This is a genomic window from Vibrio sp. 1402 (assembly GCF_033340275.1).
On record NZ_JAWOWE010000006.1, the window covers coordinates 192,105 to 208,402 of the forward strand.

Genomic DNA, 16,298 nt, shown 5'->3' on the forward strand with positions numbered 1-16,298 from the left:
TCTATATAAGAGTAAAGATATGTCAAAAGAATTTAGCCGCACGCAGCGCGTTGCACAGCAGCTGCAAAAAGAACTAGCGATGATCCTTCAACGTGAAGTTCGTGACTCTCGCCTTGGCATGGTGACGATCTCAGACGTAGAAGTCTCTCGTGACCTAGCTTACGCAAAAGTATTTGTGACCTTCCTATGTGTGGGTGAGCAAACACCTGAATCATGTCTAGCAGCGCTACGTGAGCACGAAGTGCACATTCGCATGATGTTAGGTAAGCGTATTCGTCTACGTTTAACGCCAGAAATCCGCTTCCACTATGACAATACGCTTGTTGAAGGTATGCGTATGTCTAACCTAGTGTCTGAAGTCGTTAGTTCAGACAAACAAAAGCAAAAAGATTCTGGTCGTGAGGACGAAGAATAATGGCTCGTCGTCGTAAAGGTCGTCCAATTAATGGCGTTATACTGTTGGACAAACCAACAGGTATCTCTTCCAATGATGCACTGCAAAAAGTAAAGCGAATCTACTTTGCCGAGAAAGCAGGCCACACTGGAGCCTTGGACCCATTAGCGACAGGCATGCTGCCAATTTGCTTGGGTGAAGCGACAAAATTTTCTCAGTTTCTTCTTGATTCTGATAAACGCTACCGCGTGATCGCAAAGCTGGGTGAACGTACCAATACGTCTGACTCGGATGGTGAAGTTGTAGAGACGCGTCCAGTCGATGTTACGTTAGACAAGCTAGAAGCGTGCATCGATCAGTTCCGTGGTGAATCTGATCAAGTGCCTTCCATGTTCTCTGCGTTGAAGTATCAAGGTAAACCCTTGTATGAATACGCTCGTAAAGGCATCGAAGTTCCGCGTGAATCTCGTAAGATCACGGTATATGAGATTGTTCTTCACCGTTTTGAAGGCGATGAAGTAGAGATGGAAGTGCACTGCTCTAAAGGTACCTATATTCGTACTATCGTTGATGATCTGGGCGAAATGTTAGGTTGTGGTGCGCACGTAACTATGCTTCGTCGTACTGGTGTGGCTAAATACCCTTACGAGAATATGGTAACACTTGAGCAACTAAATGAGTTGCTAGAGCAAGCTCACCGCGAGGAACGAGCGCCTCGAGAACTACTGGACCCGCTACTTTTGCCAATGGATACAGCGGTAGAAGACTTACCAGAAGTCAACTTGGTGCCTGAACTGGCGGATATGGTCCAACATGGGCAGCCCGTTCAAGTATTTGGTGCTCCGACAGAGGGCTCACTTCGCCTTACTATGGGTGAAGAACGCTTATTTATTGGCGTTGGCGAAATGAACGAAGATGGCAAAATCGCTCCTAAGCGATTGGTCGTGTTCCGAGATGACGTTGCATCCAAGTAAATGATTGAAAATACCGACCTGAGTGTCGGTATTTTTATATTGCACGAGATAGGAAATTTCCCTATAATCCTCGCTTCGCGTAGCGGCTGAATCAGAGATTGGCTGCTACAACTTTAAACCTACTCTTATTAGGAGAGAATTATGTCTCTGAATGCAGAAACTAAAGCAGCAATCGTTGCAGAATACGCACAAGGCGAAGGCGACACTGGTTCACCAGAAGTTCAAGTAGCTCTACTTACAGCTTCTATCAACCACCTACAAGGTCACTTCAAAGCGCACAAAGGCGATCACCACAGCCGTCGTGGTCTTCTACGCATGGTTTCTCGTCGTCGTAAGCTTCTAGATTACCTAAAAGGTAAAAACCTAGCTCGCTACCAAGACCTAATCAAACGTCTAGGCCTACGTCGCTAATCAGCGACTGCATAGCAGTTTGTCTAAAAAGGGGCTTTATGCCCCTTTTTTGTTGCCTAAATTTAGCCAAATTAGACTTATGCCGTTATAATACTGGCGGCTAAACCTTGTAAGAGGTTTTCTCAAAAGCTCATAGCATTACAGTCAACCACGTCGACCAAAAGGTCGCGACTATTCAAAAGGAATTTCCGAGTTTCTTTTTACTAGTCGCGATTCGTAATGCCTTGAGTGTCAATTAACACATCTAAGATTTCTTTAAGCACTAAAGGAAGATTAGAAACAAGGAATAACAATGTTCGAAAAACCAGTTGTTAAAACGTTCCAGTACGGTAACCACACAGTTACTTTAGAAACTGGCGTTATTGCACGTCAAGCTACAGCAGCAGTTATGGTCACAATGGATGATACGTCTGTATTCGTATCTGTTGTAGGTAAAAAAGAAGCCGTTGCAGGTCAAGACTTCTTCCCACTAACGGTTAACTACCAAGAGCGTACTTACGCTGCGGGTAAAATCCCAGGCGGCTTCTTCAAACGTGAAGGTCGTCCTTCTGAAGGCGAAACGCTAACAGCTCGTCTAATCGACCGTCCAATCCGTCCGCTATTCCCAGACGCGTTTAAAAACGAAGTTCAGGTTATCGCGACAGTAATGTCTGTAAACCCAGATGTTCAGCCAGATATCGTTACAATGATCGGTACTTCTGCTGCTCTTGCTATCTCTGGCATTCCATTCAACGGCCCTATCGGTGCGGCGCGTGTTGGTCATATCGATGGTCAGCTTGTACTTAACCCTAGCCAAACTGAACTAGAAACTTCTAAGCTTGACCTTGTTGTTGCAGGTACAGAGTCAGCAGTACTGATGGTTGAGTCAGAAGCGGACAACCTAACTGAAGAAGAAATGCTAGCGGCGGTTGTTTATGGTCATGACCAACAACAAGTTGCTATTCAAGCTATCAACGAATTCAAAGCAGAAGTTGCAACTCCTGCTTGGGATTGGGTTGCTCCTGAAGAGAACACAGCGCTTAAAAATAAGATTGCTGATCTAGCAGAAGCTAAACTTGTTGAAGCTTACCAAATTACTGAGAAAATGGCTCGTTACGACCGCATCCATGAGATCGCTGCGGAAGTAAATGAAGTTCTTCTTGCTGAAGATCCTGAAGCAGACACAAAAGAAATCCACACTATCTTCCATGATCTAGAGAAGACAGTAGTACGTAGCCGTATTATTGCAGGTAACCCTCGTATCGATGGCCGTGAAAAAGACATGGTTCGTGCACTAGATGTACGTACTGGTGTTCTTCCTCGTACTCACGGTAGCGCGCTATTCACTCGTGGTGAAACTCAGGCGATCGTTACTGCAACGCTAGGTACTCAGCGTGATGCTCAAATCATCGATGAGCTAACTGGTGAGCGTAAAGATCACTTCCTACTGCACTACAACTTCCCTCCATACTGTGTAGGTGAAACTGGTTTTGTAGGTTCTCCTAAGCGTCGTGAAATCGGCCACGGTAAACTGGCGAAGCGTGGTATTGCTGCAGTAATGCCTTCTGTTGATGAGTTCCCATACACAGTACGTGTTGTATCGGAAATCACTGAATCTAACGGTTCATCTTCAATGGCTTCAGTATGTGGTACTTCTCTTGCACTTATGGACGCAGGTGTGCCAATCAAAGCATCTGTTGCTGGTATCGCAATGGGTCTTGTTAAAGAAGGTGACGATTTCGTTGTACTTTCTGACATCCTTGGCGATGAAGACCACCTAGGTGACATGGACTTTAAAGTAGCAGGTACTAACACTGGTATCACTGCACTTCAAATGGACATCAAGATCGAAGGCATCACTAAAGAAATCATGCAAATTGCGCTTAACCAAGCTCAAGGCGCACGTAAGCACATCCTATCTGTAATGGATGAAGCAATCTCTGGTGCTCGTGAAGACATCTCTGAATTTGCTCCGCGTATTCACACGATGAAGATCAGCGCTGAGAAGATCAAAGACGTTATCGGTAAAGGTGGTGCAGTTATCCGTGCTCTAACTGAAGAGACTGGTACAACTATCGAAATCGAAGACGACGGTACTATCAAGATTGCGGCAACTGAAGGCACTGCTGCGAAAGAAGCTATCCGCCGTATCGAAGAGATCACTGCTGAAGTTGAAGTGGGCCGTATCTACACAGGTAAAGTTGCACGTCTAGCAGACTTCGGTGCATTCGTAACGGTTCTTCCAGGCAAAGATGGTCTTGTACACATTTCTCAAATCGCAGAAAAACGCGTAGAGAAAGTGTCTGACTACCTAGCTGAAGGTCAAGAAGTTCAAGTTAAAGTTCTTGAAATCGACCGCCAAGGCCGTGTACGTCTAAGCATGAAAGAAGCGGTAGAAAAGCCAGCTGAAGAAGCTGCTGCTGAAGCACCAGCTGCTAAAGACGAGTAAGACAAAATGAGACTTTCAGCCTTTTATTAGATTAAGGGCCTGAAAGCATGTTATAAAAGGGGAGCATTTTCGCTCCCCTTTTTTGGTTTGTTTCGATGTATTAACCTCAAACGAGGTTATCGCCTATATTGCATTAAGAGAAATAAATCTTGAGCGGTCCAAACAGGAGTATCAATTAGTGAAATGGTTTCAAACCGCAATTTTATGTGTTGCTATCGCGCTGACCGGTTGTGCAAATACTTCTCAACAATCAGCACAAAAGTGGTTATATCCACCGATGGCGGTGCCACTTCAGCCTAGTGTTCAACAAGAAGTACAAATCGCGCGTCTCTCGCAGTTGCTACAACGTCCCGACCTTAGTGATGAAGTGCGCGCTAAAATGCATTATGAGCGCGGTAGCTACTACGACAGCGTTGGTTTACGTGATCTTGCCCGTTTGGACTTTAACCAGTCTTTGCAGTTGAATCCTGCTCAGCCGGACATCTTCAATCTTTTGGGAGTATACTTTACCCAAGTAGGAGAGTTTGATGCGGCATATGAAGCGTTTGACTCGACCATAGAGTTGGCTCCTGATAATACCTATGCTGAGCGCAACCGTGCGATTGCACTGTATTATGGTGGCAGAATCGATCTCGCTTTAGAAGATATGACCAAGCATTATCAAGAAATGCCAACGGATCCTTTTCGTTCATTATGGCTGTACATCATCGAAGCTGAGCAAAATCCAGAGCAAGCAAAAGCCAATCTTCAACAGCGTTATTTACGAGATCGTAGTGAAGAGTGGGGATGGGTTCTTGTTGCCATCATGCTACGAGACGTCTCGGACGAAGACGCGCTTAAAGCAATTATGGATGGAACGAGAGAGAACTATCGCCTAGCTGAACGATTGACGGAAACGTATTTCTACCTTGGAAAGCGTAATCAGCTTGAAGGTGATATCGCAAGTGCCATCTCACTTTATAAGCTCGCGATTTCGTTCAACGTTTACGATTATGTTGAGCATCGCTATTCTTTCTTGGAGTTGGCGCAAATTTACGATCAATTACAGCAAGATAGATTGGCCAAGTTAAAGGCTGCCAAGAAGCTGGAAATTGAATGATTTAGAGCCGCTCGATGAGAGCGGCTTTTTTTATGATTGAACTTGATGAGTGACTCATTTAAAATAGTTAGTCTTGCTAACTAAGTGGTGGTGGCTTTTATGGCATTAGAAGAAAGCTTGATTGATTTAGAGCGTTTTTGCGCCAAAGCTTGGCGTGTCTATGCCAAAGAAGATCCATTATCACATCTAAGCTTTAATGAGTTCGATTATTTACGTGTGATTCAGGTTTACCCTGAGGGTGTGCGAATAACCGATCTTGCAGAAGAGCTGCAAGTGACTAAGCCTTCCGCATCGACAATGGTTGTGCGTTTGGAAAAAAAGGGTTTGGTGAAACGCATCGCATGTAATGAGGATGCTCGTGCTAAGCGTGTGTTGCTTACGGAAGAAGTCGCAGAAAAAATGTCTTTGGAGCAGGTAGTGTACAAAGATATCTCTGACCAAATGATGCAACAATTAAATCAGCAAGAAGCTGAACAGTTACAAGCTTTATTGAATAAAGCATTGAGTAATAAGTCATTTTAAACTAAAGCAAAGGCCTCAGCTGTATGGTTTAGTTTTTGTTGTTTCATCTTTCTTTTATTTAATTTAACCATTTAGTTAGTCTTGCTAATTAAATGGTTAGCTTTGCTAACTACTGGTGACAGTCATGCAAAACTCAATTTATAGACAGTTTTGGAAATATACGATTCCAACCGTCGCAGCAATGCTCGTAAACGGTTTGTATCAAATAGTTGATGGCATTTTTATTGGCCGTTATGTTGGCGCTGACGGATTAGCTGGGATCAATGTTGCGTGGCCTATTATCGGTTCGATCCTCGGTATAGGAATAATGATTGGGGTGGGGACTGGCGCGCTGACTTCGATCAAGCAAGGAGAGAACGATCATGAAGGCGCTAAGCGAATCCTAACGACCGGATTGACGTTGTTAGCGGCATTGATGCCGGTCGTTGCTACAATATTGTTCTTGTTTTCGGATGAATTTATTCGCTGGCAAGGTGCGGAAGGGCGAGTGTTTGAACTTGCGCTGCAATATTTGCATATTCTGATTGTCGCGTGCGTATTCACGTTGGGTTCTATCGCAGTTCCGTTTCTGTTACGCAATGACGACAGCCCGAACTTAGCAACGATTTTGATGGTCATCGGTGCCGTTATTAACATCGTATTAGACTACGTATTTATTGCTTGGTTGGAGTGGGAGTTAACCGGAGCCGCTATTGCCACTGCACTTGCACAATTAGTGGTCACTGTGCTCGGTATTGGTTACTTCTTTACTTCAAAAGCAACATTACGCCTTCGTATCCGCGACTTCAAAGTTCAGGTTGATGCTGCACCAAAGATTATCATGATAGGTACATCAAGTTTCTTTATGTACGCCTACGGCTCTGTGATGGTGGCACTGCACAACGCGTTATTTGCTCAATACGGAAGTGCAATGTTGATCGGAGCGTACGCCATTTTGGGGTACATCGTGACGGTTTACTATCTGATAGCCGAAGGAATTGCGAATGGTATGCAGCCTTTAGTGAGCTTCAACCACGGTGCACGTAATCAGGAGAACATCAGAAAGTTATTAAAGGTCGCGATGGGGACATCTGTGCTTGGTGGGGTGGCGTTCGTTGTTTTGATGAACCTTTTCCCGTACGAACTGGTTGCGGTGTTTAATAATGCTGACCAACAGTTGATTGATAGCACTGTGATCGGGATTCGTTTACACATGTTTGCGTTGTTCTTAGATGGTTTTTTAGTTGTGGCGGCCGCGTACTATCAATCAGTAAACAAAGGCAGCAAAGCTATGTTTGTAACACTAGGCAACATGCTGGTCCAGTTGCCATTCTTATTCATTATGCCGAAACTTTTCGGCGTGACAGGCATTTGGTTAGCTTTCCCATTGTCTAACATTGCATTGAGTTTGGTCGTGATCAGTATGTTGTGGCGAGATGTGAAAAAGCTGCTTAATGAAACTTCGGCTGAGCCAACAGTGCAAGCCTGTTAACAATGGCTGATAGAGAAAAGCGAGGTTGGGCCTCGCTTTTCTTTTTTGGGGAGCTAAATGTTTTTTACTTCTAAGCCAGCTAGCTGATGCCAATAGCCATTGCATTGGCGGCTTTCAAGTTTTTCAGGGTTGTCGCCGTGCTCGTTTGAGCGAAAATGCTCTAACTCAGAAAGTGTACTCACACCGAGAGGGCTTAATCGGACCACATCAACTAGGCCTTGCATACTTGGTAAGTCATTGATCAGGTTATAACAATACCCTGATTGCGTTTGAATGCCGTTAAGGTTAAAGACTTCTTGTCCTTCTTGGCTGCTGACCTGGATACCCGTAGGGTATTTGATACAGCAGGTTTCGCAATCGTCTTTCGCTAGGTTTTCAGCTCGGGCTGTGAAACAGCGAGCGGAATATGCTAAAGGCAAATAACCGTGGCTAAATACCTCAACTTCAAACTTGTTACGAATACCAAGCTCGTCACACTGAACCAAAGTATCGTTTAACCATTCGCGAGAGAGCTCGACAGGCATGCACCAACGCATCATACCTTGCTTCAAAAATAAGTTGAGCGTGTGTGCGTTATAAGTATTGATTGCAGGGCCAACGACGAAAGGCACTTTATGCTCTGATGCCAATTGAACAGCAGATACGTCATTTGCTTCAATCGCGAAGTCACCGTTGTCGATGTACTTCTTCATTATGTTTACTTCACTCGGAGCTTCTAGTAGTGCCATTGTTGATAGCACCACTTGCTTGCCAGATGCAGACAGCTCTTTTGCTATTTCAAGCCAATGCGAAGGCTTCATTTCTCGACGTTTTGAGCATACGGTTTCCCCAAGATAGATGATGTCCGCGGAGCTTGATTTCGCTTGTTCATAAAACGCTTCGATGTCTTGTTTTGGCCAGAAGTACAACAGCGGGCCAAGCGCGTATTTCATTGAATTATCCATCTTAACCTCTACTGCCATTTGCGGTGATAAGCACCAAGTGTGGTCTGCGTACCTTCAGACACGTTTGCCAATGCGGCATCCCAAGCCGCTTCGACTTGATAAGCTTCTGGGTTTGCTTGGTAACGGTCAATCGCGGCTCGCCATGTTCGAGTGACTTGTTCTACGTAAGCTGGGCTACGTTGGCGACCTTCAATTTTTACAGACGCCACATTTGCAGCAAATAGTTCTGGCAGCATAGAGAGGGTGTTCAAACTGGTTGGTTCTTCCAGTGCGTGGTAGCGTTTTTTCTCGCCTTCGATTTCTGCTTCGAAACGGCCTTTACACAAGGTAGGGTAGCCCGCATTTTCACCGGTGCTGTAGCGATCGATCAAAATGTCGTTAAGGCGGGATTCCAGACCATTTTCTGTTTCTTGCCAGCGAACGTACTTAGCTGGAGAGCATGCTCCCACAGTGTTTGGAGACTCGCCTGTCATGTATGACGATAGGTAGCAGCGACCTTCAGACATGATGCAAAGGCTACCAAAAGCAAAGACTTCTAACTCGACATCGCTAGTGATGTTGCGTGAGAGCTGTTTGACCTGATGAATCGATAAAACGCGGGGTAGCACTACCCGTTTTACGTTGAAGTTTTGTTTGTAAAAATCAATGGCTGCGACGTTGGTCGCTGATGCTTGCACTGAAAGGTGTAGTTCCAGATCGGGATATTTGCGAGCCGCGTACTCCAGCACTGCAATGTCTGCAACAATCAGCGCGTCTACACCCAGTGCCGCTGCATTGTCTACTGCGTTCGTCCAGCGCTCGAAGCCATTGGGATGAGCGAAGGTATTCAACGCGACATGAATTTTTTTATTGCGGTCATGAACGTATTGCACCGCTTTTTCTAACTTTTTGCCGTTAAAGTTGAGGCCAGCAAAGTGACGGGCGTTGGTATCATCTTTGAAACCAATGTAGACGGCATCGGCACCGCAATCAATCGCAGTTTTTAACGCAGGCAGGTTACCCGCGGGACACAAGAGTTCCATATGCTCACAATCATTGAGAATAAAAAGGTGTCCGCATTTTATGAAGAATTATGAATAGCGAAATTGACCTAAGTTAGGTTTAGCTCAATAAAGTCGATATTTACCCCTTGCGAGTAAGGGTATCGGGTCGGGGTTAGTTCTTGTGACGACGATTCTGTACAAACAGCTCTTCAATTTCGTGTTTTGGCTGTGGGCGATAAAAATGGAATCCTTGAATCGCATTACATTGAAGGTTAGAGAGCAAAGTAGCTTGCTGGTGGGTTTCCACCCCCTCGGCAACGACAGTTAAGTCGAGCGACTTACCCAGATTAATGATGTTTTCAATCACAGTGACTTGTTTCGGTAGTGTGTCTATATCATTAATAAAAGCGCGGTCGATTTTTAGCTCGTCAATAGGGAAACGCGCTAAGTAGGAAAGAGAAGAGTAGCCGGTACCAAAGTCATCGATAGAGAGAGCGAAGCCAAGCTTTTTAATCGCATTCAACATTTGCAGTGTATGTTCGCTATCACTCATCACGGCACTTTCGGTTAGCTCGAAGGTAATGCAGCTTGGATCAAGCTCGGTAGTGCGAAGCAACTTTTCCATAAAGTCGATCAGCTGTGGGTTGCCAAATTGCTCGGGAGAGAGGTTGATGGCGACACGGCCTGGCAGTATGCCCTGTTGTTTCCAACGTTTTACCGTATTGAAAACATCACGCATCACGACACGTCCAAGGTGTTCGATTAACCCAGCGCGCTCGGCGACAGGAATGAATGAGCCAGGACTAATGTACCCTTCGACTGGATGCTTCCAACGAACGAGCGCTTCTGCGCCGTTGATACTGAAGTCTCGCGCGTTAACCTTAGGTTGATACCACACTTCCAAACCGTTCTGCTGCAATGCTTTTTGCAGTTCGATTTCAAGCCACAAACGCATACGCGCTTCTTTGTTCATTTGATCGTTAAATTTGATCAGACGATTTCTACCACGATCTTTGGCTTCATACATCGCAGTATCGGCATTTTGTAGTAGGATTCGCGCATCTTGTCCGTCTTCAGGGTATCGAACGCTACCAATTGAACAGGCAAGGCGTTTACTGAAGTGGTGCAAGTCGAAAGGTTGGTTGATCAACGAGATAATGCGATCGGACAAAATTTCAGCCATGCGGGTGTTTTCTGGCTCCGGCAGAATGACGCCAAACTCATCGCCACCCAAATGACCAATAATCGCTTGGTTTGGTAGTAACCGTTTAAGACGGGCCGATACCTCTTGAATCACTTTATCGCCAATATGGTGACCAAGTGAGTCATTAATGTTTTTGAAGTTATCGATATCCAAATAGAACACCAGAAGCGGTGTTTGCTTTTTGATCAGCTGTTCCAAACGTTTGGTGAAGCCAAAGCGGTTGTAGAGTTTGGTGAGCGAGTCAATGTGTATGTCTTCATTCGATGCAGAAGACAGGTTTTTGGGCGCATCATCAGCATCTTGGATTAGGATAATTTGAGATTCGCTACCTAATATCGCCGTGGAATCCGCGTGTAGCTGAACTTTCCGTTCAAAGCCGCATCTTGCACTGGTTAAGCAGACAAAAGGTTTGTCAGAAATTAATGTACTCAATCGATGACTAAATACCTTTTTACTGTTTTCATCGATGAATAAACGACTTAGCTCTTCGCCCAACAATTCATGAGGAGAGTTAAGTCCGAGAAGGCGCGCTGATGCGGGGTTCGCAGAGATGACAATATCATCTTCGATAAGCAGTAAGCCGTCTGGTAGCAGTTGTGTTAACTTCGCAAACTTACTTTCGGACTCTTCTAAGGAGCGAACGAGTATCTGCTTTTCTGAAGTATCGACAGCGTGAAAAACAACAAAGCGAATGTCGTTACCTTCAAAAACTGGCGAAAGACTAAAGTGAAGACTGGTTTCAAGGTCGGTTTCATCGAGCGTGATTTCGGCTTCGACATGTGCCCCTTTGAACGCGCGCTGATAGTATGGTGCAAGCTTCTTATAAAACTGTTCACCCAGCACTTGGCAATCGTTTAAGCCGACGATTTCCTCATGACTTAAACCTGCGATATCGCAGTAACGGTCACTTACCATTCGATAATTGTGTTTTTTATCAAGAATGGCAAAGAAGAAAGGGCTATTTGAGGTTAGCGTGGCAAACCAATGTTTTAATTGCTGGGAAGGCATTAGGGTATTACCGATCTCCAATGAGCCAGATTATTCGTCCGTGTATAAAAAGCGACACCCTGATAAGCCTGCGGCGGTCTACCACCAAGCTAAAGTGTTACCTGCCATTAAAGGGCTCGCGGTTTTAGCTGTGCAGTCGACAATCACATGGATACGCTCAGATAACTATAACTTTGAAAATACGGTTGTAAAAGTGTTTATCCACCTGTTCGCATCAATAATACACGTAAGTTCAAAAAAAGAAGCGTTAGTGAGCAATAAACCACCAATCTAAAATAAGCACTTTATTGATACATAACAGTAATCTCATCGCCACGATTGCTTAATATAAGCAACCTAATGACAAAGTAACGGATAATGAACGTGTTAAACAAGATTCGCAGTCAACTAGTAAAGAACGCAGCTAATATTTTGCGTTCTCCAGTCCAGTTATTACCACAGCCAATTCAGCAAAAAGCGTTGCTGGAAGGGCTAAAAATGGTGTTTAAAGAAGCCTTGGAAGATGGTGACTTTGAGTTCCTTGAAGACAAGTGGTTAAAAGTTGCGATTAAAGACTTGAACTTAGCATGGTACATCAGCTATCAAGACGAAAAATTGGTGGTAGCTGAAAAACCAGTTCAGGAAGATGTGAGTTTTAGTGGTAATCTAAACGACCTAGTACTGATTGCTGGTCGTAAAGAAGACCCTGACACACTGTTCTTCCAACGTCGCCTTTCAATTGAAGGTGATACTGAGCTTGGCTTAGAAGTGAAAAACTTAATGGACAGTGTCGACTTAGAGCAGTTACCGAAAGCAATGCAAGTCGCTTTGAATCAATTGGCTGATTTTGTTCAGAAAGGAGTTCAAGCGCCTGCACAACCAACCGGAGTAGCGAATGCTTATTCGAACTGAAGCCCCAGCGGACATTCTTACCATTGACCGCTTATTGAAACACGCCTTCCCGACGGAAGCTGAAGCTGAGCTTGTGATGCGTTTGCGCGAAAACAGCAAATTCACGCTTTCCTTAGTCGCGTGTACAGATGAGGGAGAGGTGATAGGCCATGCTTTATTTAGCCCTGTGACCTTAAATGGTGAAGATTTGTCATGGCAAGGGCTAGCGCCATTAGCTGTTCATGAAGATTACCGTCGCCAAGGCATCGCTGCAGAGTTGATCAAAGAAGGTTTTGATTCACTGCGTGATTTTGGCTACCCAGTGTGTGTGGTGTTGGGCGATCCTGATTATTACGCGCGCCAGGGTTTTCAATCATGCGACGAGATGGGCTTTGAATGTGCTTGGGATGTCCCTAAAGGTGCATTTCGAGTCGCAGAGTTGGTCGAAGGTCAATGTGCTGGACGCTCCGGACGCATAGACTATGCGCCAGAGTTCTCTGAACTGTAAATGAAAGAAGCCCACGACTAAGTGGGCTTCTTTCTTATTCACTGAAAACTGAGATAGGGAGGTTAGGATGACTGGTTACTTTTCTTTTTGCCCCAGACCTCTATTTTCGCTTTTTTACTTACCCCTAGCAGGCTAAGTTTTGTGCTTCCCCAGCTACTGTAAGTCATTTCAATCCGTTTTAGCTTGGCTTCTTTTGTACCTGGAAGGCTCCAGGCACGAGTCGACAATCCGCTTGTTAGTACGCCCATAGAGGAAAGCTTTTTCTCACTACCATCTGTCATGACGACTTTTAAACCATTAATGTCTACCGTTCCTTGCACACATTTTAGTTTTATTTTACTGAAGCTTCGGTTTCGGAATAGGCTATTTGGTGTCACGGTATCTGTTTCTGTATGAAAGTTAACGGTTTTCGTTGCAATCAGCTCCCACTCATCGCTGTTATTAGCAAAAACACTCACGCTGGTGGCGGCTACCAGTGTGCAAAGTAGTAGCGTATTTAAGAATTTCATAATGTACCTCATATGTCATACCCAATGTGTGGCCGTTGGCAAAACGCTATGTTCAGGAATATCCAAACCATCTCATTGTGTTCAGGTGTTCCTTGAAGTCCTTTAGGTATAATCGCGATAATTTGATAGGATTGCCCTCGTTCAAATAGGTGACGGAAAATGTCAATTAACGAGAAACAGTATTTACGTGAAATGGGGATCAGCACATGGGAGCTGGTACACCCTGAAAGACTGGAAGGCTATCAATCGCCATTATTGGATTTGCAAAGTTCATGTAAACTCCTATTGGTATCGCCAATATGTCCAGAAAACGAGACGGCATTGATGTTTGAGCGCGTATTAAAAAGCATTAAGCTCACGCTTGATGATGCGCTACACCTAGAGCCTGAGCGCTTATCCATGCTGGGTGAACATCAGCTAGAGTGGGTGTGGTTTGCAGGCTGTGAGGCTGATCAAAGCATCAAGGCAAAGCACCTGGTCTCGCCACTATTACAAGATATTGATGGTAATAACGAACAGCGCCGCGCATTGTGGCAACAAATCTGTTCGTACTCTTAACGGAGCTAATGCGTGACAATTGAAATTACGCCGATGCGTGCAGAGCACCTCGACCAAGTTTGGCAAATCGAGCAGCAAGCACATTCTCACCCTTGGGCCGAATCTTTGGTTCGTGACTTATCCAGTCGCGGTGCTTGCCATCATGTGATGCTGGAAGGCTCTCAAGTGGTTGGTTACTTCTATGGACAGAATATTGTTGGAGAAGTGACACTATTAAATATTGCAGTAGCGCCTTCTCAACAGGGCAGAGGGCTAGGGCAAAAATTGCTGGACGCGTTTATTGAATACTGTGAACAAGCCAAAGCAGAGAGTGCTTGGTTAGAAGTGCGTGAAAGTAATCACCCAGCTATCCATATTTATGAGCAAGCAGGTTTTAATGAAGTGGACCGTCGTTACAACTATTACCCAGCTAAATCGGGAAATGGTAAGGAAGACGCCATTATCATGAGTTACTTATTTTTGAGTTAGTTTTAGGCCGTTACTAATTACCTCATCAACACTTATGCTTTAAATGCGTATCCGGATTCGAGGCTTTTGAATATGTAATAACAATTTTTTGAATTTTTACATCTCTTTGTGTGGCGCTGGCTTTCCCTTGTTAGTTGCAGGTAAAGGCTGGTGAGCCGAGTAAATTCAGTTCATGTCTTTCCAGTTTGCTAGCACAGCGATAATAAGCGAGAATACCGCACAATATCGAATAGTAGATATGCTTGCCTATTTTGTGAGCATGAAAGTAATTTAGAAGATTAACTAATGTCAAATCCCCTTTTTTTAGGCGAAGTGTCTAAGCGCAGAACGTTCGCTATTATTTCTCACCCGGATGCGGGTAAAACCACCATTACTGAAAAAGTCCTTTTATTCGGAAACGCGATCCAAAAAGCAGGTACGGTTAAAGGTCGTGGTAACGCACAGCACGCAAAATCAGACTGGATGGAAATGGAAAAAGAACGTGGTATCTCGGTAACCACTTCTGTAATGCAGTTCCCTTACAATGACTGTCTGGTAAACCTACTTGATACGCCTGGACACGAAGACTTCTCGGAAGATACATACCGTACGTTAACGGCAGTAGACTCGTGTTTGATGGTTATCGATGCGGCGAAAGGTGTCGAGGATCGTACACGTAAGCTGATGGAAGTAACGCGTCTGCGTGACACGCCAATCGTAACCTTCATGAACAAACTTGACCGTGACGTTCGTGATCCAATGGAAGTATTGGACGAGGTAGAAAACGAGTTGGGCATGATGTGTGCGCCAATTACATGGCCAATCGGCTGTGGTAAAGAATTTAAAGGTGTGTACCACATTCACCGTGATGAAACGATTTTATACGAATCAGGTCACGGTCATGAGATTCAAGAAGTTCGAATCATCAAAGGTCTCGATAACCCAGAGCTTGATGAAAAAGTTGGTGCAGGCCTTGCGGAAAGTGTTCGAGAAGAGCTTGAGCTTGTTATGGGTGCTTGCCCTGAGTTTGATTTGGAAATGTTCCTAACAGGTGATCTTACGCCAGTTTACTTCGGTACTGCATTAGGTAACTTTGGTGTGGATCATATGCTAGACGGTCTAACTGAATGGGCTCCAGCGCCGAAAACTCGTCAAGCGGTTGAACGTGAAGTTGAAGCGACTGAAGAGAAGTTCTCTGGTTTCGTATTTAAGATCCAAGCGAACATGGACCCAAAACACCGCGACCGTATCGCATTCATGCGTATTGTATCTGGCACTTACACGCAAGGTATGAAGATGAACCACGTTCGTCTTGGCAAGCAAGTGAGTATCTCTGATGCAGTAACCTTTATGGCTGGTGACCGTGCACGTGCAGAACACGCTTACGCCGGAGACATCATTGGTCTACACAACCACGGCACTATTCAGATTGGTGATACCTTTACGCAAGGTGAATCACTGAAGTTCTCTGGTATTCCGAACTTCGCTCCGGAACTATTCCGTCGTATTCGCCTGAAAGATCCACTAAAGCAGAAGCAGCTTCTCAAAGGTTTGGTTCAGCTATCAGAAGAAGGTGCGGTACAGGTATTCCGTCCTCTACAGAACAACGATCTGATCGTTGGTGCCGTTGGTGTACTTCAGTTTGATGTTGTTGTGGCTCGTTTGAAGTCTGAGTATAACGTTGAAGCGATTTATGAAGGCATTAACGTTGCAACTGCGCGTTGGGTTGAGTGTGGTGATGCGAAGAAACTGGATGAGTTCCAACGCAAGAATCAAGCGAACTTAGCATTGGATGGGGGTGATAACCTAACGTATATCGCTCCAACAATGGTTAACTTAAACTTAGCGAAAGAGCGTTTCCCTGACGTTGATTTCCGTGCGACGCGCGAGCACTAATTTGTGCGGTTAGGGTAAGCCTTAACGCAAACTAGATTTTAAAACGCCCTTGGCTATAAACTTAGCCAAGGG

16 protein-coding genes are annotated in these 16,298 nt (G+C 44.8%); 12 read left to right on the forward strand and 4 right to left on the reverse strand.

Features of this window, described 5'->3' with window-relative positions; genetic code table 11:
• Positions 1–19 precede the first annotated feature (19 nt).
• The 7 genes from rbfA (at position 20) to R7044_RS13710 (ending at position 7,299) form a co-directional block, all read left to right on the forward strand.
• Positions 20–415, forward strand: a complete 396-nt coding sequence (gene rbfA, locus R7044_RS13680; RefSeq protein ID WP_005380087.1) for a 30S ribosome-binding factor RbfA — start codon at positions 20–22, stop codon at positions 413–415.
• Entirely contained in the window at positions 415–1,368 is a 954-nt protein-coding gene (gene truB / locus R7044_RS13685; RefSeq protein ID WP_017820421.1) for a tRNA pseudouridine(55) synthase TruB, read from the forward strand. The genes rbfA and truB overlap by 1 nt, the downstream gene beginning before the upstream one ends.
• Positions 1,369–1,509: 141 nt before the next feature.
• Positions 1,510–1,779, forward strand: a complete 270-nt coding sequence (gene rpsO / locus R7044_RS13690; RefSeq protein WP_005380094.1) for a 30S ribosomal protein S15 — start codon at positions 1,510–1,512, stop codon at positions 1,777–1,779.
• Positions 1,780–2,071: 292 nt separating this feature from the next.
• Positions 2,072–4,207 carry a polyribonucleotide nucleotidyltransferase gene (gene pnp / locus R7044_RS13695; RefSeq protein WP_005380098.1) on the forward strand — a complete coding sequence of 712 codons (2,136 nt, stop codon included), beginning with the start codon at positions 2,072–2,074 and terminating at the stop codon, positions 4,205–4,207.
• 178 nt (positions 4,208–4,385) lie between these two features.
• Positions 4,386–5,306 (forward strand): lipoprotein NlpI, encoded by a 921-nt coding sequence (gene nlpI, locus R7044_RS13700; RefSeq protein ID WP_005380101.1) that lies wholly within the window; start codon positions 4,386–4,388, stop codon positions 5,304–5,306.
• 99 nt (positions 5,307–5,405) lie between these two features.
• On the forward strand, positions 5,406–5,828 hold the full coding sequence (locus R7044_RS13705) for a MarR family winged helix-turn-helix transcriptional regulator (protein WP_005380103.1): 423 nt from the start codon (positions 5,406–5,408) through the stop codon (positions 5,826–5,828).
• 124 nt (positions 5,829–5,952) lie between these two features.
• On the forward strand, positions 5,953–7,299 hold the full coding sequence (locus R7044_RS13710; RefSeq protein WP_064376537.1) for an MATE family efflux transporter: 1,347 nt from the start codon (positions 5,953–5,955) through the stop codon (positions 7,297–7,299).
• A 53-nt stretch (positions 7,300–7,352) separates the two neighbouring features.
• On the opposite strand, the gene R7044_RS13715 is transcribed toward R7044_RS13710, so the two are convergent.
• From R7044_RS13715 to R7044_RS13725, 3 genes are all read right to left on the reverse strand, one after another.
• Positions 7,353–8,231, reverse strand: a complete 879-nt coding sequence (locus R7044_RS13715; RefSeq protein WP_005380107.1) for a U32 family peptidase — start codon at positions 8,229–8,231, stop codon at positions 7,353–7,355.
• Between the two features lie 20 nt (positions 8,232–8,251).
• Positions 8,252–9,265 carry a ubiquinone anaerobic biosynthesis protein UbiU gene (locus tag R7044_RS13720; RefSeq protein ID WP_005380110.1) on the reverse strand — a complete coding sequence of 338 codons (1,014 nt, stop codon included), beginning with the start codon at positions 9,263–9,265 and terminating at the stop codon, positions 8,252–8,254.
• 133 nt (positions 9,266–9,398) lie between these two features.
• Positions 9,399–11,438: a bifunctional diguanylate cyclase/phosphodiesterase gene (locus R7044_RS13725; RefSeq protein WP_005380112.1), complete on the reverse strand. Its 2,040-nt coding sequence runs from the start codon at positions 11,436–11,438 to the stop codon at positions 9,399–9,401.
• Between the two features lie 363 nt (positions 11,439–11,801).
• Between R7044_RS13725 and R7044_RS13730 the strand changes: the two genes are divergently transcribed.
• Both R7044_RS13730 and R7044_RS13735 read left to right on the forward strand, forming a co-directional pair.
• Positions 11,802–12,329 carry a ubiquinone anaerobic biosynthesis accessory factor UbiT gene (locus tag R7044_RS13730; RefSeq protein ID WP_005394645.1) on the forward strand — a complete coding sequence of 176 codons (528 nt, stop codon included), beginning with the start codon at positions 11,802–11,804 and terminating at the stop codon, positions 12,327–12,329.
• Entirely contained in the window at positions 12,313–12,816 is a 504-nt protein-coding gene (locus R7044_RS13735) for a GNAT family N-acetyltransferase (RefSeq protein ID WP_005380119.1), read from the forward strand. The genes R7044_RS13730 and R7044_RS13735 overlap by 17 nt, the downstream gene beginning before the upstream one ends.
• Before the next feature lie 62 nt (positions 12,817–12,878).
• Here R7044_RS13735 and R7044_RS13740 read toward each other — a convergent pair whose 3' ends face one another.
• Positions 12,879–13,325: a hypothetical protein gene (locus R7044_RS13740; RefSeq protein WP_064376539.1), complete on the reverse strand. Its 447-nt coding sequence runs from the start codon at positions 13,323–13,325 to the stop codon at positions 12,879–12,881.
• Between the two features lie 159 nt (positions 13,326–13,484).
• Here R7044_RS13740 and R7044_RS13745 point away from each other — a divergent pair, with 159 nt between their 5' ends.
• The 3 genes from R7044_RS13745 to prfC all read left to right on the forward strand — a co-directional run bounded on the left by R7044_RS13745 (position 13,485) and on the right by prfC (position 16,226).
• On the forward strand, positions 13,485–13,883 hold the full coding sequence (locus R7044_RS13745) for a DNA polymerase III subunit psi (RefSeq protein ID WP_064376540.1): 399 nt from the start codon (positions 13,485–13,487) through the stop codon (positions 13,881–13,883).
• A 12-nt stretch (positions 13,884–13,895) separates the two neighbouring features.
• The gene (rimI, locus tag R7044_RS13750; RefSeq protein WP_005380122.1) at positions 13,896–14,351 is read left to right on the forward strand and encodes a ribosomal protein S18-alanine N-acetyltransferase; all 456 of its coding nucleotides are present in this window, start codon (positions 13,896–13,898) and stop codon (positions 14,349–14,351) included.
• Between the two features lie 285 nt (positions 14,352–14,636).
• Positions 14,637–16,226, forward strand: a complete 1,590-nt coding sequence (gene prfC, locus R7044_RS13755; RefSeq protein ID WP_005380123.1) for a peptide chain release factor 3 — start codon at positions 14,637–14,639, stop codon at positions 16,224–16,226.
• The last annotated feature ends 72 nt before the right edge of the window (positions 16,227–16,298 follow it).